Origin of the sequence: Streptomyces sp. NPDC048483, from assembly GCF_040651455.1 — a bacterium.
Lineage (GTDB): Bacteria > Actinomycetota > Actinomycetes > Streptomycetales > Streptomycetaceae > Streptomyces.
On the sequence record NZ_JBEZJZ010000094.1, the window covers coordinates 1 to 25,112 of the forward strand.

Annotated in this window: 21 protein-coding genes and 2 pseudogenes; 15 read left to right on the plus strand and 8 right to left on the minus strand. The window is 69.8% G+C overall.

Features of this window, described 5'->3' with window-relative positions:
* Window positions 1-372: 372 nt before the first annotated feature.
* Window positions 373-1,251, minus strand: coding sequence for an alpha/beta hydrolase (locus AB0D04_RS32965; protein ID WP_362710873.1), 879 nt, complete (start codon window positions 1,249-1,251; stop codon window positions 373-375).
* Between the two features lie 87 nt (window positions 1,252-1,338).
* Between AB0D04_RS32965 and AB0D04_RS32970 the strand changes: the two genes are divergently transcribed.
* A complete protein-coding gene (locus tag AB0D04_RS32970) occupies window positions 1,339-1,920 on the plus strand; it encodes a CGNR zinc finger domain-containing protein (protein WP_362710874.1) in 582 nt (193 codons plus the stop codon).
* A 98-nt stretch (window positions 1,921-2,018) separates the two neighbouring features.
* Here the strand turns inward: AB0D04_RS32970 and AB0D04_RS32975 are convergent, their stop codons facing one another.
* Entirely contained in the window at window positions 2,019-2,831 is an 813-nt protein-coding gene (locus tag AB0D04_RS32975; protein WP_362710876.1) for a nitrilase-related carbon-nitrogen hydrolase, read from the minus strand.
* 493 nt (window positions 2,832-3,324) lie between these two features.
* Here AB0D04_RS32975 and AB0D04_RS32980 point away from each other — a divergent pair, with 493 nt between their 5' ends.
* The 7 genes from AB0D04_RS32980 to AB0D04_RS33010 all read left to right on the plus strand — a co-directional run bounded on the left by AB0D04_RS32980 (window position 3,325) and on the right by AB0D04_RS33010 (window position 10,820).
* Window positions 3,325-4,788, plus strand: a complete 1,464-nt coding sequence (locus AB0D04_RS32980; RefSeq protein WP_362710879.1) for an MFS transporter — start codon at window positions 3,325-3,327, stop codon at window positions 4,786-4,788.
* 145 nt (window positions 4,789-4,933) lie between these two features.
* The gene (locus tag AB0D04_RS32985) at window positions 4,934-5,017 is read left to right on the plus strand and encodes a putative leader peptide (protein ID WP_362710932.1); all 84 of its coding nucleotides are present in this window, start codon (window positions 4,934-4,936) and stop codon (window positions 5,015-5,017) included.
* A gap of 417 nt (window positions 5,018-5,434) precedes the next feature.
* A complete protein-coding gene (locus AB0D04_RS32990) occupies window positions 5,435-6,520 on the plus strand; it encodes an ABC transporter substrate-binding protein (protein ID WP_362710881.1) in 1,086 nt (361 codons plus the stop codon).
* 3 nt (window positions 6,521-6,523) lie between these two features.
* Window positions 6,524-7,375: an ABC transporter ATP-binding protein gene (locus AB0D04_RS32995; protein ID WP_362710884.1), complete on the plus strand. Its 852-nt coding sequence runs from the start codon at window positions 6,524-6,526 to the stop codon at window positions 7,373-7,375.
* Complete coding sequence (locus AB0D04_RS33000; protein WP_362710887.1) at window positions 7,372-8,409, plus strand: ABC transporter permease; 1,038 nt, start codon at window positions 7,372-7,374, stop codon at window positions 8,407-8,409. Before AB0D04_RS32995 ends, AB0D04_RS33000 begins: the two co-directional genes overlap by 4 nt.
* A 53-nt stretch (window positions 8,410-8,462) precedes the next feature.
* Window positions 8,463-9,815: an LLM class flavin-dependent oxidoreductase gene (locus tag AB0D04_RS33005; protein WP_362710890.1), complete on the plus strand. Its 1,353-nt coding sequence runs from the start codon at window positions 8,463-8,465 to the stop codon at window positions 9,813-9,815.
* Window positions 9,816-9,920: 105 nt separating this feature from the next.
* Window positions 9,921-10,820 (plus strand): TauD/TfdA family dioxygenase, encoded by a 900-nt coding sequence (locus tag AB0D04_RS33010; RefSeq protein ID WP_362710893.1) that lies wholly within the window; start codon window positions 9,921-9,923, stop codon window positions 10,818-10,820.
* Between the two features lie 119 nt (window positions 10,821-10,939).
* On the opposite strand, the gene AB0D04_RS33015 is transcribed toward AB0D04_RS33010, so the two are convergent.
* From AB0D04_RS33015 to AB0D04_RS33030, 4 genes are all read right to left on the minus strand, one after another.
* Window positions 10,940-13,069 (minus strand): PQQ-binding-like beta-propeller repeat protein, encoded by a 2,130-nt coding sequence (locus tag AB0D04_RS33015; RefSeq protein ID WP_362710895.1) that lies wholly within the window; start codon window positions 13,067-13,069, stop codon window positions 10,940-10,942.
* A complete protein-coding gene (locus AB0D04_RS33020) occupies window positions 13,066-15,300 on the minus strand; it encodes a PQQ-binding-like beta-propeller repeat protein (protein ID WP_362710897.1) in 2,235 nt (744 codons plus the stop codon). Before AB0D04_RS33020 ends, AB0D04_RS33015 begins: the two co-directional genes overlap by 4 nt.
* 16 nt (window positions 15,301-15,316) lie before the next feature.
* Window positions 15,317-16,087 (minus strand): hypothetical protein, encoded by a 771-nt coding sequence (locus AB0D04_RS33025; protein WP_362710900.1) that lies wholly within the window; start codon window positions 16,085-16,087, stop codon window positions 15,317-15,319.
* A 609-nt stretch (window positions 16,088-16,696) separates the two neighbouring features.
* Complete coding sequence (locus AB0D04_RS33030) at window positions 16,697-17,731, minus strand: helix-turn-helix domain-containing protein (protein ID WP_362710902.1); 1,035 nt, start codon at window positions 17,729-17,731, stop codon at window positions 16,697-16,699.
* A 117-nt stretch (window positions 17,732-17,848) separates the two neighbouring features.
* Here AB0D04_RS33030 and AB0D04_RS33035 point away from each other — a divergent pair, with 117 nt between their 5' ends.
* Genes AB0D04_RS33035 through AB0D04_RS33045 form a run of 3 tightly spaced genes read left to right on the plus strand, consistent with a single transcriptional unit; the run spans window position 17,849 to window position 22,396 of the window.
* Complete coding sequence (locus AB0D04_RS33035) at window positions 17,849-18,745, plus strand: alpha/beta hydrolase (RefSeq protein WP_362710904.1); 897 nt, start codon at window positions 17,849-17,851, stop codon at window positions 18,743-18,745.
* Window positions 18,746-18,803: 58 nt separating this feature from the next.
* On the plus strand, window positions 18,804-20,642 hold the full coding sequence (locus AB0D04_RS33040; RefSeq protein WP_362710934.1) for an ABC transporter ATP-binding protein: 1,839 nt from the start codon (window positions 18,804-18,806) through the stop codon (window positions 20,640-20,642).
* Window positions 20,639-22,396 carry an ABC transporter ATP-binding protein gene (locus AB0D04_RS33045; protein WP_362710907.1) on the plus strand — a complete coding sequence of 586 codons (1,758 nt, stop codon included), beginning with the start codon at window positions 20,639-20,641 and terminating at the stop codon, window positions 22,394-22,396. The genes AB0D04_RS33040 and AB0D04_RS33045 overlap by 4 nt, the downstream gene beginning before the upstream one ends.
* A gap of 124 nt (window positions 22,397-22,520) precedes the next feature.
* Here the strand turns inward: AB0D04_RS33045 and AB0D04_RS33050 are convergent, their stop codons facing one another.
* Window positions 22,521-22,802 (minus strand): hypothetical protein, encoded by a 282-nt coding sequence (locus AB0D04_RS33050; RefSeq protein WP_362710910.1) that lies wholly within the window; start codon window positions 22,800-22,802, stop codon window positions 22,521-22,523.
* 322 nt (window positions 22,803-23,124) lie between these two features.
* Here AB0D04_RS33050 and AB0D04_RS33055 point away from each other — a divergent pair.
* Both AB0D04_RS33055 and AB0D04_RS33060 read left to right on the plus strand, forming a co-directional pair.
* A pseudogene (locus tag AB0D04_RS33055) lies at window positions 23,125-23,281 on the plus strand (IS481 family transposase); the annotation flags it as partial.
* Window positions 23,282-23,428: 147 nt separating this feature from the next.
* Window positions 23,429-23,899, plus strand: coding sequence for a pyridoxamine 5'-phosphate oxidase family protein (locus AB0D04_RS33060; protein ID WP_362710912.1), 471 nt, complete (start codon window positions 23,429-23,431; stop codon window positions 23,897-23,899).
* Window positions 23,900-23,916: 17 nt separating this feature from the next.
* Here the strand turns inward: AB0D04_RS33060 and AB0D04_RS33065 are convergent, their stop codons facing one another.
* Window positions 23,917-24,123, minus strand: coding sequence for a hypothetical protein (locus AB0D04_RS33065; protein WP_362710936.1), 207 nt, complete (start codon window positions 24,121-24,123; stop codon window positions 23,917-23,919).
* Between AB0D04_RS33065 and AB0D04_RS33070 the strand changes: the two are divergent.
* Window positions 24,103-24,210: pseudogene (locus tag AB0D04_RS33070) on the plus strand (IS5/IS1182 family transposase); the annotation flags it as partial. The gene AB0D04_RS33065 and the pseudogene AB0D04_RS33070 sit on opposite strands and share 21 nt — an antisense overlap.
* 158 nt (window positions 24,211-24,368) lie before the next feature.
* On the plus strand, window positions 24,369-25,106 hold the full coding sequence (locus AB0D04_RS33075; protein WP_362710914.1) for an alpha/beta fold hydrolase: 738 nt from the start codon (window positions 24,369-24,371) through the stop codon (window positions 25,104-25,106).
* Window positions 25,107-25,112: the final 6 nt, after the last annotated feature.

A 25,112-nucleotide genomic window follows, 5' to 3' on the forward strand; every position in this document is an offset into this window, starting at 1 on the left:
CCCTGTCGTCAAACTCCCGTCGTTCGCCCGGAGGGCGGGCCTCGCGGCGTCTGGTGCGTGCGATCGCAAGGCGGAGGGTCATCCCGGTACTGGGCGTACCGGGATGAGCCCGACAACGCAGCGAGCGCGCGTGCCAGGCGTCGCGAGGCAGGCGGGAGTTTGACGACAGGGCCTAGGGTCGCCACAGCCGGCTGCCCGGCGTCCCGTGATCGTCAACCGGGTCACAGTACGGTGGTGTGCGAACCCCACACGAACGAATTAGCCTCTCCGCGCTCGCTCACGCATGAGGACCTGCGCGATGGGTTCTCTTCAACGGACGCAGCAGGCACCCCCACCCGTTCGGGCCGTTCCGGTACGAGTGAATGAGCCGCCTCACCTCAGCAGTCGCAGCAGCGCGCGGGCGGTCTCCACCGGTGCGTCCTCGGCGGGGAAGTGCCCTGCCGAGGGCAGCGCCTCCAGCCGGGCGCCCGGAATGGCCCTCGATAGGCGTTCGCCGATGGCGGGGCTGAGCCACTCGTCGCGTTCGCCCCACAGGACGAGCGTGGGGACGGTGATCTCCGTCAGGCGATCCACGGCCTCTCTGGTGTCCTCGAAGCTGACGCTCTCCACTTGGTCGAGCCAGCGCTGCTGACCGCTCGCCCCCGCCCAGGGACGCAGATACGCGGCGAGGACTTCGGGTGTCATGGGGTGGTGGGTGGCGGACCGGAAGCGCGTGGTGATCAAGTCGGTGAAGACGTCCTCCGGCATGGTGCGGTACGCCTCGGCGTGGCGCTGCTGGTGTTCCGTGAACGGGGTGTTCCACGGCCCCAGCACGGCGGCGTCCAGCAGCGCGAGGCGGCGGGCGGGAACCCGGTGCAGCAGGTGGGCGCGGAGCACGATGCCGCCGCCGATGTCGTGCCCGACCAACGCCGGGTCCGTCAGCTCCCAGTGGGCGACAAGTTCGTTGAGGGTCGCCGCCTGACGTGCGAGGGAGGGGCGGACGCCGTGGTCGGGGCGGGAGTCACCGAAGCCGAGCAGGTCCCAGACGTACACGGTGCAGTGCTCGGCGAGCAGCGGGACGACCTTGCGCCACAGATAGGACCATGCGGGCGTGCCGTGGACGAGGACGACGGGCGGGCCCTGCCCGAAGACGCCCGTGGCGACCTCTCCGCCCTCGACCCGTACCCGGTCGGGGAGTTGCCACCCGTCGTGCGGGCCGTTTCGGACGTCGACGGGCGTGTGCGGGCTGTCGTGCTGAGCGCGTGCGGGCATGCTGCCCCGCCTCCAAGCTAAGAGGTAAAATGCTGTTTCTCCGCTTACACTGGTTACCGTAGCGGCTATGGCAGTGGGAGGTAAGGCATGCAGATCTCTTTTTCGGATTACACGGTGGGCGCTGGTGTGGCCACGGCCCTGGCGAACACCTCGCCCGCGATCCGCGTACGGACCAGCGAGGCGCTGACTGATCCCGCATCCCTGGAATGCTTCCTCGCCGACCTCGGCATCGAGCCCGCCGGCACCCGCCGGCTCACCCCACGCGATCTCGCGCAGGTGCACGCGCTGCGCGAGGAGCTGCGCGCGGCCCTGGCGGCGACCACCGAGCAGGAGGCGGTCGAGCGGGCCAACGCGCTGGTCGAACGGGCCGGCCGGGGGCCCTTCCTGGCGCCGGATGCCGACGGCTGGAGCTGGCGGATCAGCACCGCGCCGGAGGCGGGCATCGCCGACGAGCTGGCGGTGCTGACGGGCACCGGACTCCTTGGCGCGGTGCACACCCTTGGCCACGGTCGCTTCCGGGGCTGCGCGGCCCCGGAGTGCGCGGGGGTGTTCGTGGACACCAGCCGCGCCGGACGCCGGCGATTCTGCACCCCGCAGATCTGTGGCAACCGGCTCAACGTCGCCCAGCACCGGGCCCGCCGGGCACGCAACGCATCAGACCGACCCTAGTGCTGTGACCAGGGCGGATCGCCAGATTGGCACCAGGCACCAGGCGCCCGACGACCGCGACCGTGCTGTCGCCTGACGACCGCTCGTGCCGGATCACTTCAACCGGCCGCTGCCTGCCCGGCCGGGGGTGCGGGGATGGCGAGGACACGGTCCTGGAGGACCGGCAGCTCTTCCCGGATCGCCGCCACCACGTCCACATCGACGTCTGCCGTGAGGATCTCCTTGCCCTCCCCGGCCTCGGCGAGCACCGTGCCCCACGGGTCGACGATCAGGCTGCCGCCGGCCTGCTTCATGTCGCTGTGCGTGCCGCCGGCACAGCAGGCCAGGACGATGGCCTGCTCCTCGACGGCTCGGGCACGCACCAGGATCCTCCACTGTTCACGGCGTCGGGCCGGCCATGCGGATGCCACAACCAGGATCTCCGTACCGGCATCGACCAGCGCGCGGAACAGCTCGGGGAAGCGCAGGTCGTAACAGGTGGCGATGCCGAGGGTGCCGAACTCGGTGGTCACCGTCACGACTTCCTGCCCCGCGGCCATCTGAGCGGCCTCGCCGACGGTGAAGCCGTAGCGGTGGATCTTCCGGTACATCCCGCGCAGCGCTCCGGTGGGGTCGAAGACCAGGGCGGTGTTGCGGAGCGCACCGTCGCTTCCGCGCTCCACCAGCGTGCCGGCATGCAGCCATACGCCCGCGGCGCTCGCCGCCTCCGACATGGCGCGGGCTGTGGGGCCGTCGACCGGTTCGGCGCCCCTCTCCCAGGCGTCGTAGGCCCAAGCGCCGGTCGTCCAGAGTTCCGGCAGGACCACGAGGTCGTCCCCGGCCCGACCGCGGACCAACTCGGCCGCGTGCGAGCGGCGTTCGTCTGCCGACTCGGTGTCCGACACCGTGAGCTGGATCAGGGAGGCACGCATGCCCTGCCACCTTTCAGACGCCGTCCGACGGCGCGGGGGGCCACCCCCATTGTCGTCCCCCGGCTACCGGACCGCATCACCGGTCCACGGCGCTCCATACTGGGAAGAGACCCGCTGCCGGAGAGCGGCCACGCTACACAGCGCGGGAGCGTCGGCCGCCCGCCACGGAACCCGGCCCGCCGGACTCGGCTCGTACCTCGGCCGCAGGCGGCGGGAGGGAGGCGGTATGCGCGAGTGCCTCGTCCCTCTTCCGGGCGCTGGAGCAGGGTCGCCCTCGACCGGCGTGCGCGGCCGTGTTTGGTTCAGCTGGGGTGTGTTTGCGTCAGTTCGGTGCTCATCATCCTTAAGGTCTGGGTATCGGGTGTCGGGTGTCGGGTATCGGGTGTCGATGTTCCGTGCTCGGGGTGTCTCCAGCAGTGTTTGCTGTCCTGTTCGGCCGAACGCCCGAAGCCGGAGGAGGAACGGACGTGCCCGGTCGACCAGGAGCGCTGTCTTGCGATCTACGGAAGTCTCATCAGGGCCGGGCAGTCTCGGCTGGAACCGTGAGACCGCGACACTGGCGCTGCTGTCGTTCGCGATGCTGATCGTCTCGCTGGACCAGTACATCGTCGTGGTGGCGCTGCCTGACATCGCACGCGACCTGGGCTACTCGGCGCAAACGCTTCAGTTGGTGATCAGCGCTTACGCGGTGGCCTCCGCCGGCTTCCTGCTGTTCGGCGGTCGCGCGGCGGACCTGCTCGGGCGGCGCCGGATCCTGGCGACCGGACTTGCTCTGTATGCCGGAGCGGCGCTGGCGGGCGGACTCGCCACCGGGCCGGGCCTGTTGCTCGCCGCTCGCGTGTTTCAAGGACTCGGTGGGGCCTTGGTCTTCCCCACCACGCTGGCGCTCATCAACACCACGTTCTCCGAAGGTCAGATGCGCAACCGCGCTTTGGGCATCTGGGGCGGTGCGGGTGCGGCCGGACTGGTGATCGGCGTACTGCTCGGCGGACTGCTGACCCAGGCCTTCGGCTGGGAAGCCGTCTTCTTGGTCAATGTCGCCTTGGCGGGTCCGGCACTGCTGCTGGTGTTCGTGCTGATCCCGCCCGACGGTGAACGAGAGAAGGGCCGCACGTTCGATCTCCCCGGCGCGCTGAGCGTCACTCTGGGCGTCACATTGATCGTGTTCGCCTTGGTCCAAGGACCCGGGCTGGGCTGGCTTTCGCCGGGCATTCTGATCAGCGCCGTGACCGGTCTGCTCCTGATCGGAGCCTTCGCAGTAATGGAGCGGCGCAGCTGTGACCCGCTCGTGCCCCCTCGGCTGTTGTCGAACCCCCACCTCATCACCGGCCTCGTCATCGCGTTCATGTTCATGGCGACCTTCGGCTCTGTGCTCTACTTCCTGTCGATCTACTTTCAGCAGATCCTCGGCTACAACGCCCTGCAAACCGGCGCCGGGTTCCTGATCCCCACAGCGGTCGTGGTGGCAGGCTCGACGACGGCCGGCCAATTCGTCACTCGGTTCGGACTCAGGATCACGCTGGTGGCTGCTCTTGCCTTCGGGACGCTCGGCGCTGTGCTGCTCGGCATGGCGATCTCGCCGGACGGCTCGTACATCGAACTGATCCCAGGATTCATCGCGCTCAGCATCGGTGACGGCGTGGTGTTCACCACCATGTTCATCGCAGCCGCGACCGGAGTGGCAGACCGAGAACAAGGCATCGCCTCGGGCATCGCCTCCACCGGCACTGGCGTCGGGGCCGCAGTCGGCCTTGCCGTCCTCGTTCTCGTAGCGACCGCCGGGCTCGAGGACCTCACCGGCGAGCGCCTGCGGGTGGCGACCGCAGACGGGATCAGCACCGCGCTGTTCGTTGTGGCCGGCGGGATCGTCATCACGCTTCTCATCGCTGTGACGCGGTGCCCGACGCCAACAGCGCCAGAACCTGCTCCCGTACCCGCCCAGCGGCGTCGGTGTTAGTGACCTTCGGTCTGCGGCCCCCGGTGCGGCGCCACGTCTGCGATTGTGAACGAAATGCTGCGCGCGCGTGGCGGAAGAATCAGAAAGTGAGACAAGGGCCCTCGCCGCATTGACGTGGCTGATTTTCGCTGTCAGCCTCCCAAGTGTGAGTCACTCGGAGAACTTCACCGCGCGCCTGCACGTCGACCTTCGACGCCAGGCCAGCGCCATCTGTGCCGCTGGCCGCTAGAGCTGCCGACCCGCGTCAGCTCCTGAGCGACTCCTGATTCCGGCCCATTTAACGGCCCGGGATTTCCCCGTCGTCGCCTGGTGATTCTCGCCGCATACCCCTGGGAATTTGCCGGGTTCGGTGCGCGGGCCAGCTTATTTCACCGCGCCCTTCGCATGTCCCTTTCGGCTTTCGCATTTCGGGTTGTGTGCACGCCCGGTGGAAGTGGAACTGCGGCGGCTCTTGCAGGCACGGAGGGCTTCGCTCGGGCGCTGGGCCACCACGCACCGGTCATCGCCACCGCCCCGTAGCCGACCCGATCCTGCCACCACCCCCCCTTCCTCCCCCTTCCTTCCCCTTCCTTCCCACCCGCGTCCGTAGCAGACGCGGTACGTGTCCCGCCGTGTGCCGCCCACCAACTCGAACAGGACCCCTTCCATGAGCTCCATAAGCAACCTGACGACCCCATCGAGCCGACGACAGTTCCTCACCCTGCTCGGCCTCTCGGCGGTCGCGGTCAGCTGCGGCACCGGGGGTGGCGGCGCGGCCAAGGATCAGACCAAGACCCTGCGATACCAGGGTTGGGCGGGCTCCGTCATCCTGCCCGAACTCGCCCAGGACCTCGGCTTCCTGGAGGACGTGAAGCTGAAGTGGGTCGGCAACACGATCAGCGGGCCACAGGACATCCAGTCGGCGGCCACCGGACAGGTCGACTTCGGCGGCGCGTTCAACGGAGCCGTCGTCAAACTCGCTGCGAGAAAGGCCCCCATCACGGCGGTCATCAGCTACTACGGCGTTGACAAGGCCGCCTACAACGGCTTCTACGTGCTCAAGGACAGCCCGATCCGCTCGGCACGTGACCTGATCGGCAAGAAGGTCGGGATGAACACCCTCGGCGCGCACTCCGAGGCGATGCTCGACATCTACCTGCAACGCCATGGCCTGTCGCAGGCGGACATCAAGAAGGTCGAGCCGTTGGTGGTGCCCCCGGTCAACATCGAGCAGTCGCTGCGGCAGCGGCAGATCCAGGTGGGCGCCCTCGGCGACATCCTGCGCGACAAGGCCCTGCAGACCGGCGGCATCAGACCGCTGTTCACCGACTACGAGCTGATCGGCAACTTTTCCGCCGGCACGTATGTGGTGAACGACCGGTTCCTGAAGGAGAACCCCGACACGGTGCGCACCTTCGTCACGGGCGTCGCGCGCGCCATCGAGTGGGCCCGCGTCCGGCCGCGCGAAGAGGTCATCGACCGGCAGATCGAGATCGTCAAGAAGCGTGGCCGCAACGAGAGCACCGTTCCGCTGAAGTACTGGAAGTCCTTCGGCGTCGCCGAGACCGCCGGGCGCATCACCGACAAGGACCTCCAGCTGTGGATCGACTGGCTCGCCAAACGCGGTGACATCGAGAAGGGCCAGGTCAAGGCGTCGGATCTCTACACCAACGAGTTCAACGCGTACAGCCGGAAGGACGGCCGGAAGAACACGTCGTCCGCGGCCAAGCCGACCTCTAAGAGCGGGAGCTGACCCATGCCAGGACCCACCACACCAAAGATCGAGTTCGAGCAGGTGCGCAAGACCTTTCCCGCCAAGCGGGGGAGGGCCCAGGGCCGCGGATCGGCGTACGGGGACGGCGAGTTCACCGCTCTGGACAATGTCGACCTGCGGATCGACGCGGGGGAGTTCGTCGTCGTGGTCGGCCCCAGCGGGTGCGGCAAGTCCACGCTCCTGGACCTGCTGGGCGGGCTCGCCCGGCCGACTGGCGGACGGATCCTCCTCGACGGGGAGCCGGTGACCGGGCCCGGCCTGGACCGCGGCATCGTCTTCCAGCAGTACGCCCTGCTGCCCTGGCGCACCGCCCTGGGCAACGTCGAGTTCGGCCTGGAGGCGACCGGCGTGCCACGACGTGAGCGCGCCGCGCGTGCCCGTGAGTACCTGGACCTGGTCGGGCTCTCCGGATTCGAGAACCGTCACCCGCACGAGCTGTCGGGCGGCATGCGCCAGCGTGTGGCCATCGCCCGCTCTCTCGCCTACGACCCCGACGTCCTGCTGATGGATGAGCCGTTCGCCGCACTGGACGCCCAGACCAGGGAGTCGCTCCAGGACGAGCTGCTGCGCATCTGGCAGCGCACCGGAAAGACCGTCGTCTTCATCACCCACGGCATCGAGGAGGCCGTCTACCTGGGCCAGCGGGTGGCCGTCATGACCTCCCGGCCCGGTCGTATCAAGCAGGTCGTGCCGATCGGCTTCGACTCCCGCACCAAGACGGACGACCTACGGTCCAGCGCCGAGTTCGCACGGTACCGACACGAGATCTGGACGCTTTTGCACGACGAGGTGACCAGGACCCAACTGCTGGAGAATGAGGAGGTCTCCGTATGAGCCTCGCAAGCGGTTCGAGCACTCGGCGCAAGGCCTCGGAGGAACTCAACACCCTGGAGGACCTCACGACTCCGGAGGACCTCACGACTCCGGAGGACCTCACGACTCCGGAGGAACTCAAGGCTTCGGCGGAACTCTCCGCGCGGACCACCGGCACGCCGTCGACGTCCACCGGCGCGCCGTCGGAGCCCACCGAGGAGCCCGCGGCCGTCCCGCCGAGCGCGCCGAGCAGGCGACACCTCCACCGACCTCCCGCGCTGCCCCGCATCCTGCGCGCGGTACTGACCGGCGCCACCAAATCGGCGGCCATCGTCGCCCTGCTGCTCGTGTGGGAACTGGCGCCCCGCTTCGGCCTGGTGGACCAGACCTTCCTGCCGCCGTTCAGCGAGGTCGCCCAGGCATGGTGGGAACTCGTGGCCAACGGCCAGCTCGCCGACAACGCACAGGCGAGCCTGGTGCGTTCGTTCAGCGGATTCGGCATAGCCGTCGCCGTGTCCGTACCGCTGGGCCTGCTCATCGGCTGGTACCGGCCCGTCGCCGACCTCCTCAACCCCTTGCTGCAGGTCTTCCTCAACACCGCCGCCCTGGCCCTGCTGCCCGTGTTCGTCCTGCTCCTCGGCATAGGCGAGACGTCGAAGATCTCCATCGTGGTGTACGCGTGCGCATGGCCGATCCTGCTCAACACCATCAGCGCGGTACGCACCGTCGACCCCACCCTGCTGAGGCTGGCGAAGTCCATGGACCTGTCCGCCCCGCGGCTGTTCCAGAAGGTGATCCTGCCGGCCTCCGTCCCGACGATCTTCACCGGAATCCGGCTGGCCGGGGCGGTGTCCATCGTCGTGCTGGTCGCCGCCGAGATGATCGGCGCCAAGGCCGGTCTCGGCTATCTGATCAACGCGTCCCAGTACAACTTCGCCATTCCGCAGATGTATGCGGGCATCGTCACGATCTCCGTCATCGGTGTGGCCTTCAACCAGCTTCTGGTGGCCGTGGAGAAGCGGCTCAGCTCGTGGCGCGTCCCCGCGACGAGCTGACGTCCGTATCCGCCCCTGCGCAAGGAACCCCAAGGAACCCGGAGGAGTTTTTCATGCCCGCAGCCAGCCCCCGCCGCCTTCATCTCAACGCCTTCCTGATGAACGCCGGCCACCACGACGCCGCCTGGCGGCATCCGCGTACCCAGCCCGAACGCGTCACCGACCGGCGCTACTTCCAGCACCTCGCACAGACCGCCGAGCGCGGCAAGCTCGACTCGATCTTCTTCGCCGACGGCCTGGCCCTGTGGGGCAAGGTCAAACACAACGCGCTCGGCGGCTTCGAACCGCTCACGCTCCTGTCCGCCCTGGCGGCGGTGACCGAGCGCATCGGCCTGATCGCCACCGTCTCCACCACCTTCAACGAGCCCTTCCACACCGCCCGGAAGTTCGCCTCCCTCGACCACATCAGCGGCGGGCGCGCCGGGTGGAACATCGTCACCTCCGGCACGGTCGACGAGGCCCGCAACTTCGGGCAGGACGAACACCTCGAACACAGCCTGCGCTACGACCGGGCGCGGGAATTCGTCGAAGTCGCCACCAAGCTCTGGGACAGCTGGGAGGACGACGCGGTCCTGCTCGACCGCGAGCACGGGATCTACGCGGACGCCGGCAAGGTGCAGCCCATCGACCACCGGGGGGAGCACTTCGCCGTACAGGGCCCGCTGAACGTGCAGCGCAGCCCGCAGGGATACCCGCTGCTGGTGCAGGCCGGTTCGTCCGAGGACGGCAAGGAGTTCGCCGCCCAGTACGCCGAGGCCGTGTTCACCGCACAGCAGACCCTCGCCGACGGGCAGGCCTTCTACAAGGACGTCAAGAACCGCCTCGCCCGCTACGGACGTGCCGAGGCCGACCTGAAGATCCTGCCCGGGATCTGCCCGGTCATCGGCTCGACGGAGGCGGAGGCCCGCGCCCTTGAGCAGGAGCTGACCGACCTCCAGGTGCCGGAGTACGGACTCGCCCAGTTGTCGGGGATGCTCGGCACCGACCTCAGTGGCCTGCCGCTGGACGGTCCGCTGCCCGAACTCCCCGAGGAGCGGGACATCAACGGCAACAAGAGCCGATTCACCCTGGTCGCCGAACTGGCCCGGCGCGACGGCCTGACCCTGCGCGAGCTCATCGCGCGCCTCGGCGGCGGGCGCGGCCACCGGGTCTTCGCCGGGACGCCGGAGCAGATCGCCGACCAGCTCGAAGAGTGGTTCACGCAGGGAGCCGCCGACGGCTTCAATGTCATGCCGCCGCATCTGCCGGAGGGCCTTACGGACTTCGTCGACCACGTCGTGCCGATCCTCCAGGACCGGGGCCTGTTCCGCACCGAGTACACCGGACGCACCCTGCGCGAGCACTACGGCCTGCCTCGCCCCGCAGGCCGGCTCGCCCCCTCCGCCACCGAGGCGCAGCCGGCATGAACCCGGCCGGCCGTAGAACCACCACCCCTCAACCCGCCCGGCTCCAAGAGAACCCCCTGTCCATCACCTCCTGAGACAGCCGAAACCCCTGAAAGGAACCCGTACATGAGCACCAGCACAGGCTTCGACATCCGTCGGATCGGCGGACGCATCGGCGCCGAGATCGTCGGCGCCGACCTCTCCGCCGACCTCGACCCGGCAATCGTCGCCGAGATCAACGCGGCGCTGCTGGAACACAAGGCGCTCGTCTTCCGCGGTCAGCAGCTGGACGACGCGGCCCAGCTGCGCTTCGCCTCCCTCTTCGGCGAACTCACCACCGCCCACCCCACCGTCCCGTCCGTCGACGGGCAGCCCAACATCCTGCCCGTCGACGGCGACGAGGGCATCCGCGCCAACCGCTGGCACACCGACGTCACCTTCGTCCGCACACCCCCCAAGGCGTCGACCCTGCGCAGCATCGTCATCCCGCCCTACGGCGGCAACACACTGATCGCCAACTCGGCCGCGGCCTACCAGGATCTGCCCGAGCCGCTGCGCGAGCTGGCGGACAAGCTGTGGGCGGTGCACACCAACGACTACGACTACGCCGCCCCGAAGAACGACAAGGCGGCCGAGCACCGCAAGCAGTTCGTCTCGCGCACGTACCGCACCGCACACCCGGTGGTACGCGTGCACCCCGAGACGGGGGAGCGCGGCCTGTTCATCGGCGGCTTCGCGCAGAGCATCGAGGGCCTGGGCCCCGCCGAATCCCGGGATCTGCTGCGTATCTTCCAGTCGTATGTGACGCGGCCGGAGAACATCGTCCGGGTGGTCTGGACACCCGGTGACCTCGTCCTGTTCGACAATCGCGTCACCCAGCACTACGCCCCCGACGACTACGGCGACCTGCCGCGCCTGCTGCACCGGGTGACGGTCGCCGGGGACGCTCCGGTGGGCATCGACGGCACCGCCAGCCGTGCCATCGAAGGCGGTGACGCCGACCACTACACCCCCGCCGTGGCCTGACCCCGACGGTTCGTCAGCTGCCAAGGTCCCTTTCCCGCACCTCCTGGGGCGGCACCCCCAGGAGGTGCGGGAGTACGCCGGCGCCGAGCCGGCGGCCCGGGAGCCGAGTCGCCCTGCTCCTACGCCTCGGGCACCGAGAAGGAGAAGAGTGTGCCGGACCAGCTGGCGAAGAAAAGGTCTTCGATGGCGAACGCCGACCAGGGGCCGGAGCCGCCGCTGACCGGGTGCCGCCAGACCTGCTTGCCGGTCTCGGCGTGGAAGCCGTACAGCCCCTTCGGCCCTGCGGCGAGGAAGAGGTTGCGTACGGCACCCAGGAACTGCAGCGTGCCGAGGCCGGAGCCCGCCGTCCAACGGGCCGCTCCGGTGCGGGCGTCGACGGCGTGCAGGACCTTGTCGAGATAGCAGACGGTCGCGCCGGACACGCCATAGCCCCGGTTTCCCCGGGCGGCGGTCCGTACGCTCCACAGGGTCTTCCCCGTCGCCGGGTCGAAGGCCGCGAGCAGCCCGCTGGTCGAGCCGCTGGCGCCGGTGCCCGGGTAGCAGAAGAGGATGGTGTCGTGCAGGCCCAAGGACCCCTCGTACATCAGGATCTGACTGTTCGTGGACGGTAGTGCGGTGGGCTTGCTCCACAGCGTGTCGCCGTCGGTGGCCTTGAGGGCGACCAGGTTCATGTCGCCGTCGAGGGCATAGAGCACCTTGCCCTGGGACGGCGGGTAGAGGGTGACGAGGTCCTTCGACCACAGACGGCGGCCGGTGTCCGGAGCGAGGGCGGTGTATCCGTTGAGAGTCGCGGTCGTGGACGTCTTCGCCGCCCTGCCCCAGACGATCAGCCGGCCCGCCCGGGTGGTGCCGACCGCCGTGATGCCGCCCATGTCCGGCGACTTCCACCGCACCTCGCCGGTCGATGCGTCGAGGCCCTGGAAGCGCCCATTGTCGCCCATGGTCACGACCAGTGAGCCGTTGGCGAACTCCAGGTGCGGCGCGCCCGTTCCGGTCGGGGACGCGGCCCACAGCTCCTTTCCGGTGCGGCCGTCGAGGGCGTGGACCTTTCCGTCGGTACGTACGGCGTAGACGCGCTTGTCATGGGCGAGGGCGGCGGTGTTCTGGCCGCTGAGGTCCTTCCAGAGGAGCTTGCCGGTGGCCCGGTCGATGCAGGCCCCCGAGGTCTTCCCGGCGCACAGCAGAGTGGACGCGGTCACCGTGAGCAGGGACATGTCGCGCTGTGGGAGGTCCCCGGTCCAGGTGAGCTCGGGGGTGGCGGGCGCTTCCCCGCCGCGTGGGCGGAGCAACAGGGCGGTGCCTCCGGCGGCCGCGGCCGCGGCGAGCACCGCGCCGCCGAACAGCATCCGGCGCCGACTGAGCAGGGGAGTGCGCACCTCGTCGGCCAGGCTGCGCTCCGACTCGGCCACCTGCAGTTCGACCGCGCCGAGCCAGCCCGCGGTGGTCGACGGACGCAGCCACCCCTGCAACTGCGCGACGGTCGGCCGCCGGGCCGGGTCCTTGTCCAGGCAGGCGGCGACGGTGCCGAGCAGGGCGTGCGGGACGCCGTCCAGCTCGGGCGCCTCGTGGGTGGCGCGGTAGAGCAGGGCGTGGACGGCGCCGGTGCCGAAGGGCGGGGTACCGGTGGCGGCGTAGGCGAGCACCGCGCCGAGGGCGAACACGTCGCTGGCAGGCGTGAGTTCGGCCCCGGTCGACTGCTCGGGCGACATGAAGCCGGGCGACCCGATGATCTGGCCCTCCGCGGTGAGCACGGTGCCGTCGACGGCCCGGCTGATGCCGAAGTCGATGACTCGGGGCCCGTCGAAGGTGAGCAGGATGTTGGACGGCTTGAGGTCGCGGTGGATCAGTCCCGCGCGGTGGATGGCGGCCAGCGCCTCGGCCAGGCCCGCGCCGAGCACGCGCAGGGTGGTCTCGGGCATGGGCCCGTGGTCCTCGATGGCGTCGGTGAGCGAGGGGCCGGGGATGTATGCGGTGGCCAGCCAGGGCTGCGGCCCCTCGGGGTCGGCGTCGACGACGGGCGCGGTGAAGGCGCCGCCGACCGCGCGTGCCGCGTCCACCTCGGCCTTGAAGCGCCGCCGGAAGTCCGGATCGTCGGCCAACTCGGGACGTACGACCTTGACGGCGACGGCACGGCCGCTGCGCGACGCGGCCAGATGGACGCGGCCCATACCGCCCGCGCCGAGTTCCCGGATCACCCGGTACGGCCCGATGTGCGGGGCGGCGTCGGCCTGTGTGGTCGGCGTGGTCATCGGGGGGCGCTCCGGAAGGCGTAGAGAGTGGTGTCGGATGCGGCGTAGACGGTGGTGCCGGTGGTCTGCACCCGCCATGCGGTGCTCTTGTTCTTGGTTTCGGCGCCGGAACCCCGGTGCGCCCAGAGGACCTTGCCGTCCGCGGCGCGCAGGACGATGAAGCCCGGGGTGTCGGCGCTGAACAGGGGGTATGCCAGCAGGGACGAGGAGACGGAGGGGCCCGGATCCCATGCGCCGCCGGGGTCGAGGGACAGGGGACTCGCGGTGTGCCACAGCTGTTTGCCGTTGCTGGTGTCGAGGGCGAAGACGGTGTCCCGGCCGTCCACGACGTAGGCCCGCTTGCGCAGGACCGTGGTGGGGTTGAGGTGGGTCGGCTCGTCGACCGCGGTCCACAGTTTGCGGCCGTCGGTGGCGCGGAACGCCTGCACTTTGGTGCTGGTGACGAGCAGGGCGTTCCCGTCGGTGGCCAGGTTCGGGTAGTCGCCGGGTCTGACGACGTCCCGGACCGTCCAGCGCACCTTGCCGGTCCGCAGGCCCAGGCCGTGGACGGTGTCGGCGTCGTGCAGGAAGCAGATGCGGCCGTCGGAGGAGGCATGGAAGTCGCTGCCGGCCACCTTGCGGGACCACAACACCTTCCCCGCGGCGATGTCCACGGCGTACACGCCGTAGCCCCGGTCGCCGGAGGTGCCGATGAGGGCGACCGAGCCGGCGACGCAGAAGACACCTTGGATGTGGTCGGGGGAGGAGGCCCCCTCCTCCGGCTCGGTGACCGGGTGGCTGAACTTCAGCTTGCCGTTGCCGTCCAGGCCGAGCAGATGGCCGCGGTCGCCCCAGGCCGTGGCGTACAGCGTCGATCCCTGGACGCCGAGCCAGGTGGGCTCGCCGCTGACGTCGGACGGCACACGGGGCGCGGCCGTCCACCGTTCCTTTCCGTTCACGGTGTCATAGCCGATCGCAGTGGTCTGGTCCCACTGCACGAGGGTGTCGTCGAGCAGCCGCAGCTGTCCGCTCTGCAGGCGCCGTAGCGGGCTCGACCACTGCGGCTTCGGGCCCGGGGGCACCTTGGCGCCGGGCCGGACCGCGGTACCCCTGCTGCTGCCGCGGCCGGGGGTGCGGCCGGGTTTCGTATCCCACCACCCGGCCAGGGCCGCCGCGCCCGAGGCTGCTGCCGCGGTGCCGCCGGCCGCGGCGAGCCACAGGAAGCGGCGGCGGCTCGGCCCGCTCGGGGCCGCCGTGACCAGCGGGGTGACGGGCACCGGAGGCGCGGTCACCAGGGCGGCGGCGTGCGCCTCCCGCCTGGCAAGTTCCTCCCGCAGACCCGGCGTGAGCAGCGCGGAGGGTTCGGCGTCTCCCAGCGCGGCCAGCACCGCGGAGACGGGCGGCCTGCGGGCGGGGTCCTTGTCCAGGCAGGCCGCCCCCAGGTGACGCAGCGCGTCGGGTACGCCGGCCAGTTGCGGCGGGGCGTGCACGGCCCGGTAGAGGATCTCGGCAGTGCTTCCGGCGCCGAAGGGACCTCGGCCGGTGGCCGCGAAGACCAGGACGCAGCCGAGGGAGAAGACGTCGGCTGCCGGCCCGGCCTCGCGGCTCGACACGATCTGCTCGGGGGCCATGAATCCGGGTGTCCCGATCACCGCGTCCGTCCGGGTCACCTGCGTCGCATCCACCGCCCGGCTGATACCGAAGTCGATGACGCGGGGCCCGTCCTCGGCCACCAGTACGTTCCCGGGCTTGAGGTCGCGATGGACGAGGCCTGCGGCGTGGATCGCCAGCAGCGCTTCCGCGAGGCCGGCGCCCAGGGCCCGCAGCGCCGGCTCGGACAGCACGCCGAAGCGGCGTACGACGTCGTGCAGGGAGGGTGCGGGAATGTAGGCGGTGGCCAGCCAGGGCTGGGGGGAGTCGGCGTCCGCGTCGAGCACCGGCGGAGTGAAGAAGCCGCTCACTTTACGGGCGGCGTCGGCCTCGCGCCGGAAACGCCCGCGGAAGTTCGGCGTCTCGGCGTACTCGGGCCGGATGACCTTCAGCGCAACCAGGCGTGAGCCGGGTGACCGGGCCAGGAAGACCCGGCCCATGCCGCCCTCGCCGAGGAGTTGGAAGACCTCGTACGGGCCGATCCGGCCCTGGCCCTGCCGCTGCGGGGCCGGGGCCGGAGGGTGCGGCTGCGGGAGGGTGGTGTGCTGACGGCGTGTCTGCGGCAGCGTCGCGTCGCTGCCGCCGTGCAGGGGTGTGTCCACTTCGCTGCGGCCGGGCTCAGCCGAGCGAGCCGAGCACATCGCGGGCGGCGGCGATGACCGCGTCCTCGGCCTGTTTCTGGTTCAGGCCGGAACCTTCGGTGTCGTAGCTGTAGCCCACGGTGTATGTGGCGTTGCCGGCGCGGACGATCACCGTTGCCTCGGCCAGGTGCATCGGTTCCTTGTCGACGGCGTGGACGACATGGGCCTCGTCGCCGAGATCGCCCAGCGGCCGGGAGTCGGTGACCGTGCGCACCTTGCCCAAGGCAGTGAGAGCGGACTTCTTGTGCATGTCGTACATGCCTTTCGCCCCTGGGGCGACCGAGAGGTTCACGTCCAGGTCCAGGAACGCACCGCCGGAGCCGAAGGGCGTTTTCCAGTTCGGCATCCTGGTGATCATCGCTGCCATGGTGGCGTTGTCGAACTGGGACGGCTTGCACTCGGTTCCGGGCGCGATGCGGGCGAGGGTGGACGCCTTGATCAGCTCGCAGCCTTCGGGCACCTTGGTGTAGGTCTTCCCCGCGGACTCCGCCGCTCCGGGCGCCGGCGGCTTGACGGCGCCGCCCGGAGCGGCGGCGGACTTCTCCGACGCGGTGCTCTTGCCGTCACCCCCCGACATGGCGACGACCACACCGACGATCGCGGCCACGGCGAGCGCCGCGCCGCCACCGATCAGCCAGCGCCGCGCGCTGCCGCGCGCCCGCCCCGCGACCGGGCCACCGTTCTGCGGCAGGGACGCCGGGACCGGCTGTGACCACGCCGAGGGCACGCCCGGCGACCGGTCCGGCATCGGAGGCGGCGCCTGGCCAGGCACAGGGGGCGGTGCCTGGCCCGGGGCCGGCGCCGCAGGTCGCCAGTCCGGGGTTCCCTGCCGGAGCGGCTGGGTGGGTCCGGTCTCGCCAGAGCCCTCTCGGGGGTCCGACTGCGGGGTCTCACTCACGGGGCAACTCGCTTATTCCGTTCGGTTCTCGCCGTCGGAAACGGCACACGCCGATCCCGTGGGCCGGGCCCGGGGCGAACGCGCACCGGGGATCCGACGCGACGTACCGCACTCTTTCGCGAGGCCATGACACCTCGATGAAATATTGCTGACGTGGCTCGACGCCCTGCACGGGTGCCCAGTGGGGCTCCGAACGCGCGATTCGTGCACCCGAGGTGGCGGCGGTGCCGCTCGCCGCGAACGACGAACGGTCCTCGCACACACATCAACGCCCAGGTGACCGGGGAACTACCGCTGGGTTCAACCAGGGAGAACACCGACGCCTGGCGACGGGAGAACCCCAGCGCACCCCCAGTCGGCATCCCAACCAGCCACTACGGCAGGGTCGTTGCCAGGAACGCGAAGCTTCCCCTGAGTCCAGCTGAAACCTCGCCCCAGTGGAGAGGCGGCGGGTCTTCCTCAGTCGTTGAGCAGCCGCCAGGCGCTGAGGGCGAGGGCGGCCCGTATCAGTCCGGTGGGTTCGGTGAGTTCGATGCCCAGGGCTTTTGCGATCTGGTCGAGTCGGCGGGCGACGCTGCTGTGGTGCAGGTGGAGGAGGTCGGCGGCCCGGCGCAGGGAGCCGGTGGCGCAGTAGGCGTCCAGGGTCTCCAGGTCTTCGGGGTTGTCGGCGATTCGGGCGAGGGCGGCCACGTCGGCGTTGTCGCGCGCGGCGTCCTGGGGGACCTGAGCGAGCAGCGCCAACGCCCCCAGGCTGTCGTAGTGGACGACCGGCCGGCGTGGGGTGGTGAAGCGGAGGGCGGTGCGGGCTTGCTGCCAGGACCGGTCGGGGCTTTCGGCGGCGCCGATGCCCGCGCGTACGTCTGCCGGGATCCGGGCGGGGTCGACGGTGGTGGCCAGAATGACGCCCACGTCGTCGAGGGATGCCGCCTTCACCGGGCGGGCGGGGCAGAGCAGGGAGCCGATCTGGTCGAGCGGAAGCGGCGAGCGTACGGCGACGACGCGGACGGGCAGGTCGGCGGCGAAGCCCAGAAGCCGTAGCGCCCGAGCTCGGGCCGCATCGTCGCAATCAGAGCTGATCGCCAGCTCGACGAGGGCCGGGTCGGCCATGGTGGTACGGGCCGGGCCGTATCGCTCGACGGCCGCCGCGGCGGCAATGGCGAGCCGGTCAAGGAGGACTTCGTCGAGCGGGCTCGGCGGTCCGGGACGTTCCAGCCACACCGTGCCGATCTCCTCCTCATCGAGGGTGATCGGCGCGGTGGTGGACGCGGGTGACGGCGGGGCGGACGCTTCCCTGCCGTCCGGCGAGACGCGGATCACCCGCCCGGTGCCGTGGAGTTGAAACCCGGCCACGCACTCGGCAAGGCCCGCCGAGGCCCGGGCGAGCGCGGGGAGATCCACCCGTCGGCGCATCAGTGTGTCGTAGAAGGCGACGATGCGGAGCGCGCCGTCGACGTACGAATCCAGTCCCGACAGCCGTACGGCCAGTGCCTCCATAGCAGGAGGATAGAGCCCCTTGGCGGGGAGAAGAAGCGCCGATCGGTGCGCGATCCGGGCGGGATACCCGACAGTTGGCGGATGAGCCCGGGACGGCCGACGGTGAGGATGGCCGGCATGGATCCCGAACTCGAAGCATTCATCCCCTTGCTCCCCCGTACCGATCTGACCGACCCGGACGCCTATCGCACGATGTACGCCGAGATGGCCGCCGCGAGGCCGGCACCGGACACCACCGGACTGGAGAGAGAAGACCGCACGGTGCCGGCCGATCCGGATGTGCCGGTGCGGGTCTACCGCCCGCACCAGGCACAAGGCGCCGTCATCTGGCTGCACGGCGGCGGATGGGTCGTCGGTGACCTGGACACCGAGCACCACTGGGCCGTCCCGATGGCACACCTCTCCGGCGCGGTCGTGATCACCGTCGACTTCCGTCTGGCCCCCGAGCACCCGTTCCCGGCTGCCCTGGACGACGTCTACGCCGTACTGACCTGGGTGCACGAGCACGCCGCCGAGCTCGGCATCGACCCGGCCAAGATCGCGGTCGCAGGCCACAGCGCCGGCGGGAACCTCGCAGCCGCGGTGTCGTTGCGGGCCCGCGACGAGCAGGGGCCCCCGATCTGCTTCCAAGTGCTCAACGAGGCCCTCCTCGACGACCGCCAGCAGACGTGGTCGGCGCGGAACTTCACCGACACGCCCTGGAACAACCGTGCCGTACGCGCCGCCGCGCTGGGGTACTACCTGGGATCCCAGCCCGCCACGGCGTATGCCGCACCGGCGCGGGCCGAGGACCTCTCCGGCCTCCCACCGGCCTACATCGCCTCCGCAGAGTTCGATCCGAATCGCGACGAAGCCATCGACTACGCGCTGCGCCTGCTCCAGGCGGGCGTATCGGTCGAGCTGCACCAGTGGCCCGGCACCTTCCACGGGTCGCTGGCGATCCAGTCCGCCGACGTCTCTCAGCGGCAACTCGCCGAACTCGGCGCCGTCCTGCGCCGTGCCCTTGCCGCATGAGGCCGTCGAGGCCGACCACGGCCCTGGCCATGACGAGATCGACGAAGCCGGGAGAGCGATGACCACCACCGACATTGACAGGGCGAGGGAGCAGTCCCCACCACCACCCGATGCCGATTCCGCGGCGGGACAGAGCCTGGCAGGGTTACTGCGCCCCTTTCGACGGAGTTTCGCCGCCGTTGTCATCCTGCAGGTCATCGGCGCTGCCGCGGGCCTGGCGCCGCTGCTCGCGGTCGTCGAATCAGGTCGTACGCTGCTGTCGCCCGGCCCGATCGATCACGGTCATGTCTGGATCGTCGTGATCGCGGGCGCGGTCGGCCTGTCCGTCCGCCTGCTGTGCACCGCCGCGTCGTCCGGAATCGGGCATCTCCTCGACGGTCAGGTGCAACTGTCGTTCCGCCGGCAACTGGCCGCGCGGCTGGGGCGCGTACCGATCGGCTGGTTCTCCCGGCGCCGGACCGGCGAACTGGCAAAGGTCGTGGGGGAGGACGTCAGTGCCGTCCATCCGTTCATCGCCCACACCCCCGGCGAGCTCGTCTCCGCATTCGTGGTGCCTCTGGTGTCGCTGATCTACTTGTTCACCATCGACTGGCGGCTCACGCTGATCACGATGATCCCGGTGGTGCTGGCAGTGGCGCTGGTCCCCCTGATGATGACCCCGACCCGGCTGCGCGAGCAGAAGGAGGTCGACGGGGCCATGGGACGCATTTCGAGTTCCGTCGTCGAATTCGTCCAGGGCATCTCGGTGGTCAAGGCGTTCGGCGGAGGCGAGCGCGCCCACCGCACATTCCGCACCGCCGCCGACGATTTCGCCGACGTCTTCTACCAGATGGTGCGCGGACTTTCCGGGATCGCCGCAGGGATGCAGCTGGTGCTGTCGCCGCCGTTCGTACTGCTGGTTGTACTGATCGGCGGTGCGGTTTTGATCACGAACGGTTCCATGGCCCCGGCCGACCTGCTGCCCTTCCTGCTGCTCGGGTTGGGCCTGACCGCTCCGGTGGCGGCCCTCGGCCACGGCTTCGACGACGTGCAGGCCGCCCGGCGCGCGGTCGGCCGGATCCGGGACGTCCTCGCGGTGCCCTCGCTGCCGGAGCCCGCGCACCCGGTCGCACCCCAGGGCCACCGGGTGGAGCTGCGTGACGTCCGCTTCGGATACGAAGCCGATCACGAGGTGCTGCGCGGGATCGACCTGGTGCTTGAGCCGGGGACGGTCACCGCGATCGTCGGCCCGTCAGGAAGCGGCAAGTCCACGCTGGTTCAGCTGTTGCCGCGGTTCTTCGACCCGACCCACGGTTCGGTCGCCCTGGGCGGTGTCGATCTGCGCGACCTCGGCAGCAGCGAGCTCTACCGGATGGTCTCTTTCGTCTTCCAGGACGTGCGCCTGCTGCGTGCGTCGGTCGCGGACAATATCGCGCTGGCGGTACCGCATGCCGACCTCGACGACGTGGTCCGTGCCGCCCGGCTGGCCCACATCCACGAGCGAATTCTCGAGCTGCCGCGCGGATACGAAACGGTGCTCGGCGACGACACGGGACTGTCGGGGGGCGAGGCACAGCGGCTCGCCCTCGCACGCGCACTGCTGGCCGACGCGCCCGTTCTGGTGCTCGACGAGGCGACCGCCTTCGCCGACCCGCAGACCGAACAGGCGGTGCGCCGGGCCCTGGCGACGCTGGAGGGAGACCGGACCATCCTGGTCATCGCCCATCGCCTGGAGACGATCGCCGACGCCGACACCGTCGTGATGCTGGAGAACGGGTCGATCGTCGCACGCGGCACGCCCACCGAACTCCTGCTCCAGAACGGAAAGTTCGCCGCGTTCTGGCAATCCCACCGCTCGGCTGCCGCCGACGGGATCGAAGCCCATGGTGGCGCATCGCAAGGAGGCCAGCCCCGATGATTCGCATGCTGTTGCGTGTGCTGGGAGACGAGTACGCCCGGCCGGTGCGTCGCACTGTGGCCCTGATGACGACGACCGCGGTGGCCGAGGGGTTGTCCTACGCACTGCTGGTCCCGGTGCTGCGGGCGCTGTTCGGGAGCACGCCCGCAGATGCCTGGCCCTGGCTGATCGCGTTCGGGGCCGCGGTCGCGGTGTACGCGGTGCTGCGCTACATCAGTGATCTGTCCGGTTTCCGCGTCGGGGTCGCGCTGTTGCGTGCCATGTACCACCGGCTCGGTGACCATCTGGCCCGGTTGCCCCTCGGCTGGTACAGCGCCCGCCGCGTAGGGGAGGTGTCGGTCCTTGCCGGTCAGGGCGTCCTGCAGGCGATGAGCGCGATCGCGCATCTGCTGGCACCGCTGATCTCCGCCGGCGTGACTCCCCTGACGATCGTTCTCGTGATGCTTGCCTTCCATTGGCAGATGGGGCTGGCCGCGCTGGCTGCCGCACCGGTCGTGGCGGCGATCCAGATCTGGACGGGACGCTTGATGGCCGCCAACGATGCGGAGAGCGCCGAACGCGACCATGAGGCCACCGGGCGGGTCATCGAATACCTCCGGGCCCAGCCGGTGCTGCGCGCCGGCGGTCGGACCGTCGAACGCTTCCAGCTGCTCGACGACTCGCTGCGGGAAGTCCAGCGCGCATCGCGCCGCTCCACACTCTCGGCGCTGCCCGGGGTATTGGGCCTGACCTTCACGGTGCAGGCGATGTTCACCGGGCTGCTGGTGCTGGGGGTCCACCTCGCGCTCGGCGGGAAAATCGGTGTGGCAGAGGTCTTGGCGATCCTGGTGCTCGCCGCCCGCTGCGCGGATCCGCTGCTGTCCCTGGCGGAGATCGGTGGCCAACTGCGCGGCGCGCGTTCCGAGCTGAAGAGACTCGACGCGGTGTTGCGCACCCGGCCGCTGCCGGAAACTCCCGACCCGATCCAGCCGGTGGGCCATGACCTGGAGTTCGAGTCCGTTGCCCTCCGGCACGGCGACCGCACGGTGATCGACCATGTGTCGCTGTCCGTACCGGAGGGACAGCGGCTCGCCGTTGTCGGACCGTCGGGTGCGGGCAAGAGCACCCTGCTGCAGTTGATCGCGCGGTTCTACGACGTGGACGCGGGCGTGGTGCGTGTGGGAGGTGTGGATGTGCGCGCCATCGACACCGAGGCGCTGATGGCGCAGATCGCCATCGTCTTCCAGGACGTCTACCTCTTCGACGGCACGATCGAGGAAAATGTGCGTCTGGGCCGCCCCGATGCCGACGAAACCGCGGTGCGGGCGGCAGCGACCGCGGCGCGACTGGACGACGTGATCGAGCGACTGCCCGGCGGATGGGCGACGAATGTCGGCGAGGGCGGCGCACTGCTGTCCGGTGGTGAGCGCCAGCGGGTCGCCATCGCGCGAGCGCTGCTGAAGAATGCGCCCATCGTGCTGCTGGACGAGGTGACCTCCGCCCTGGACCCGGTGAACGAGGCCGCCGTCCACGAGGGCATCGAGCGCCTGATGGCCGGCCGGACGGTAGTGATGGTCGCGCACCGGATGCGAACCGTCCAACGCGCCGATCGCATCGTCTTTCTGGACGACGGCCGAATCGTGGAGGAAGGCAGCCACGACGAATTGCTGCGCCGCGGTGGCCGCTATGCCGATTTCTGGAATGTTTCCCTGACACCCGCAGAGCCGGGCCACACCATGATGGTCACCCACTTCACGGATTCGTGGGTGCCGTAGATGAGCTACCGCTCGGAGGGCCACCGCGACAGGCCGACCAGCGAGATCATCGTGGACTACCCCGACGAGGAGTTGTGGTTCTACCGGACCTGACGCCTCGCTGAGGACGCGCGCCGGGCGTGGTTCACTGACGGCCCAGCGCGGCGCGCAGTCGCGGCAGCGTCACGGCCCGCTGCCGCTTCTCGCTGTCGGGCTTGTCCGCGCAGTCCACGAGCACCTGGTCACCCTCGACGCGGAGCATGTGACGGGCGGACATCCCGAACGCCGTACCACCGTCCCGGAGTTCGGCGGGTGCAGGGCGGAGCAGCAGTACATACCGACCGGGCTCCGGCACGGAAGCGGCGGAGGCGGGCGCCCAGACCATGGCGGAACCGCTGGCGGGAACGGTGCCGCTACGGTCGGTCACCGCGCCATTGACGTCGAAGAGCAGCCCTGTTCTGCTGCTGCCCTGACGATCTGAAAGGCGAATCCGGCCCTCGCGTAAGGCGCCGCAACCGCAGCTCCGCCCAACAGGCACACCGCGGCGACCGCCCCGGCAGCCTGGTGACGGAGCGGGGAGCGGCGGGCGCGCGTCACGAACGCCGGCCCAGGAAAGGTCATGGCGCCCTCGGACTCCGCCGCGGCCAGTCCGGCAGATCCGATTCCGTCCCTGCGGCAATCGGCTTGCGCCCGAATCAGGTGGAGGTGGCCGGCTTGGCGTGGCCGGCCCGGGGTGTGCCACGCCGCACGAATGGGCCTACCACCGCCCCTACACGTCAGAAAGCGAACGGCAGGCAGCAGTCACCGACTGGCTGGACTGGTACCACTACCACCGACCCCACCCACACCGGAATCAGCGGCCACACACCCGCCAGCCGCGTCACCAGCCTCTCCGGTCAGCACAGCCAGGGCGCGTATCGAAAGTCCCGACTGGCATGCTCGCTGCTGCGTTGTCGGCTGTTTGGGTACGCCCAGTACGAGGACGACCCTCCGCCTTGCGACCTAGTTCCGCCGCCGGATGTGACCGAGCGCCTCACGCCGTAGCCTCCCCACATGACGGCAGTTGACTCTCCGCCAAGCGGTCCCCGCAGCCCGGAGCAGCGCAAGCGCGAGGCGCTTGAACGGCTCGTGCAGGACAACGACGTATGGGCCGCCACGGCCGACGCTACCGGCGAGCCGTGCCTCGTTCCGCTGGCCTTCTGGTGGGATGGCGAGGCGGTGTGGCTGTCCACCCGCGACACCAACCCGACCGGGCGCAACCTGTGTGCCTCGGGTCGGGTCCGGCTCAGCTTCGGCCATAGCCGGGACGTGGTCCTGGTCCACGGCACCGCCCGCATGCTGACCCGCGAGGAGCTTCCGGCCGAGGTGGGCGACGCCTTCGCCGCCAAGGACGGCTGGGACCCTCGCGAAGACCACCCCTCGTACGTCTTCTTCCAGGTCACCCCGCAGGTGCTACAGGCGTGGGGCACGGTTCCCGAGATGGCCGGACGGACCCTGATGCGCGACGGGAAGTGGCTGCTCTAGGGCGTTTCTCGAACTGGTCACAGCCACTCGTTGATGGCCGCGTCCAGCAGGCTGCGGAACGGGGCGATCGACGGCACATGGGAACGGGTCTTCACCGCTCTGCTGGCCCAAGCGGACGCGGAAGAGGACCTGGACCGGGTGGTCGCGGCGCGCCCCGGCATGCCCGCTGTCACAAGGCCGTGCTTGGTGCGCTTGAAATCCCATTCTCCCTTGAGCTCAAACACTTCCGTGCTGTAGCTACCCGCTCTGACAAGCGAGCGCATGTCTTTCACGGCACCGTGACCGTTGCCGCTGTGCGCCCCTGGCTGCGCTCGTCACGCACCAGACGGTTCGCGGGACTGGGTTCGCAGGACTGTGGCCTGATCCCTCAGCAAGATTGTCCCCTGCGGTGGATCTAGGACAGTAGATGTCCGCCATCGTGTCTAGCCTGTGGTCCAACACGGCAGGACACACGAGAAATGGGGCAGGCATGGCGGCGATCGTTCTGGTTCCCGGGTTCTGGCTCGGAGCCTGGGCCTGGGAAGATGTCACATCGGAGCTGAGGGCAGCGGGACATGACGTCTACCCGCTCACCCTGACCGGTCTGGCCGACCGGGCAGCCGAGGCCACGCCGGACGTGGATGTCTACACGCATGTAGATGACATTGTCCGTTTCATCGAAGGCAAGGGTCTGCGAGATGTGGTGCTGGTCGGCCACAGTGGAGCAAACCTGCCGGTCACTGGCGCCGCGGACCGGATTCCGGACCTGATCGCACGGATCGTGTACGTAGACGCAGGACCGCTGCCGGGCGGCATGGCAGTGATCGACTTCAACGAGCCCCAAACGCAGGAGGAGTGGCGCAAGCAGGTCGTGGAGGAGGGGGACGGCTGGCGGCTGCCGGCGCCGCCGTTCGACCCGGAAGCCGATCCGGACAACCTGGCGGGACTTACTGACGAACATCTCGCACGGATAGGCACGTTGGCCACACCTCAACCATTCGCGACCGTCACCCGCCCCCTGGTCCGCCCCACGGTGCCACCAGACACACGCTGCTCGGTGATCGCCTCAACCTTCACCCCGGAACAGGTGCGCATGATGGCCGACAGCGGCAACGCAGTCTTCGAATCGATGGCCCGAATGGACCTACGTCACCTGCCAACTGGACACTGGCCGATGTTCTCCCGGCCGACGGAACTGGCAGCACTGCTGGACGAGATCGCACGCTAGCCGGGC

Excerpts from the sequence above, each read along its gene's own strand:
- AB0D04_RS33000 (WP_362710887.1), top strand. The coding sequence starts at position 7,372 with ATGAGCCTCGCAAGCGGTTCGAGCACTCGGCGCAAGGCCTCGGAGGAA.
- AB0D04_RS32970 (WP_362710874.1), top strand. The coding sequence starts at position 1,339 with ATGCAGATCTCTTTTTCGGATTACACGGTGGGCGCTGGTGTGGCCACG.
- AB0D04_RS33015 (WP_362710895.1), bottom strand. The coding sequence starts at position 13,069 with ATGACCACGCCGACCACACAGGCCGACGCCGCCCCGCACATCGGGCCG.
- AB0D04_RS33060 (WP_362710912.1), top strand. The coding sequence starts at position 23,429 with ATGACGGCAGTTGACTCTCCGCCAAGCGGTCCCCGCAGCCCGGAGCAG.
- AB0D04_RS33025 (WP_362710900.1), bottom strand. The coding sequence starts at position 16,087 with ATGCCGGACCGGTCGCCGGGCGTGCCCTCGGCGTGGTCACAGCCGGTC.
- AB0D04_RS33040 (WP_362710934.1), top strand. The coding sequence starts at position 18,804 with ATGACCACCACCGACATTGACAGGGCGAGGGAGCAGTCCCCACCACCA.
- AB0D04_RS32995 (WP_362710884.1), top strand. The coding sequence starts at position 6,524 with ATGCCAGGACCCACCACACCAAAGATCGAGTTCGAGCAGGTGCGCAAG.
- AB0D04_RS32990 (WP_362710881.1), top strand. The coding sequence starts at position 5,435 with ATGAGCTCCATAAGCAACCTGACGACCCCATCGAGCCGACGACAGTTC.
- AB0D04_RS33030 (WP_362710902.1), bottom strand. The coding sequence starts at position 17,731 with ATGGAGGCACTGGCCGTACGGCTGTCGGGACTGGATTCGTACGTCGAC.
- AB0D04_RS33075 (WP_362710914.1), top strand. The coding sequence starts at position 24,369 with ATGGCGGCGATCGTTCTGGTTCCCGGGTTCTGGCTCGGAGCCTGGGCC.
- AB0D04_RS33005 (WP_362710890.1), top strand. The coding sequence starts at position 8,463 with ATGCCCGCAGCCAGCCCCCGCCGCCTTCATCTCAACGCCTTCCTGATG.
- AB0D04_RS32975 (WP_362710876.1), bottom strand. The coding sequence starts at position 2,831 with ATGCGTGCCTCCCTGATCCAGCTCACGGTGTCGGACACCGAGTCGGCA.
- AB0D04_RS33010 (WP_362710893.1), top strand. The coding sequence starts at position 9,921 with ATGAGCACCAGCACAGGCTTCGACATCCGTCGGATCGGCGGACGCATC.
- AB0D04_RS32965 (WP_362710873.1), bottom strand. The coding sequence starts at position 1,251 with ATGCCCGCACGCGCTCAGCACGACAGCCCGCACACGCCCGTCGACGTC.
- AB0D04_RS33045 (WP_362710907.1), top strand. The coding sequence starts at position 20,639 with ATGATTCGCATGCTGTTGCGTGTGCTGGGAGACGAGTACGCCCGGCCG.
- AB0D04_RS33035 (WP_362710904.1), top strand. The coding sequence starts at position 17,849 with ATGGATCCCGAACTCGAAGCATTCATCCCCTTGCTCCCCCGTACCGAT.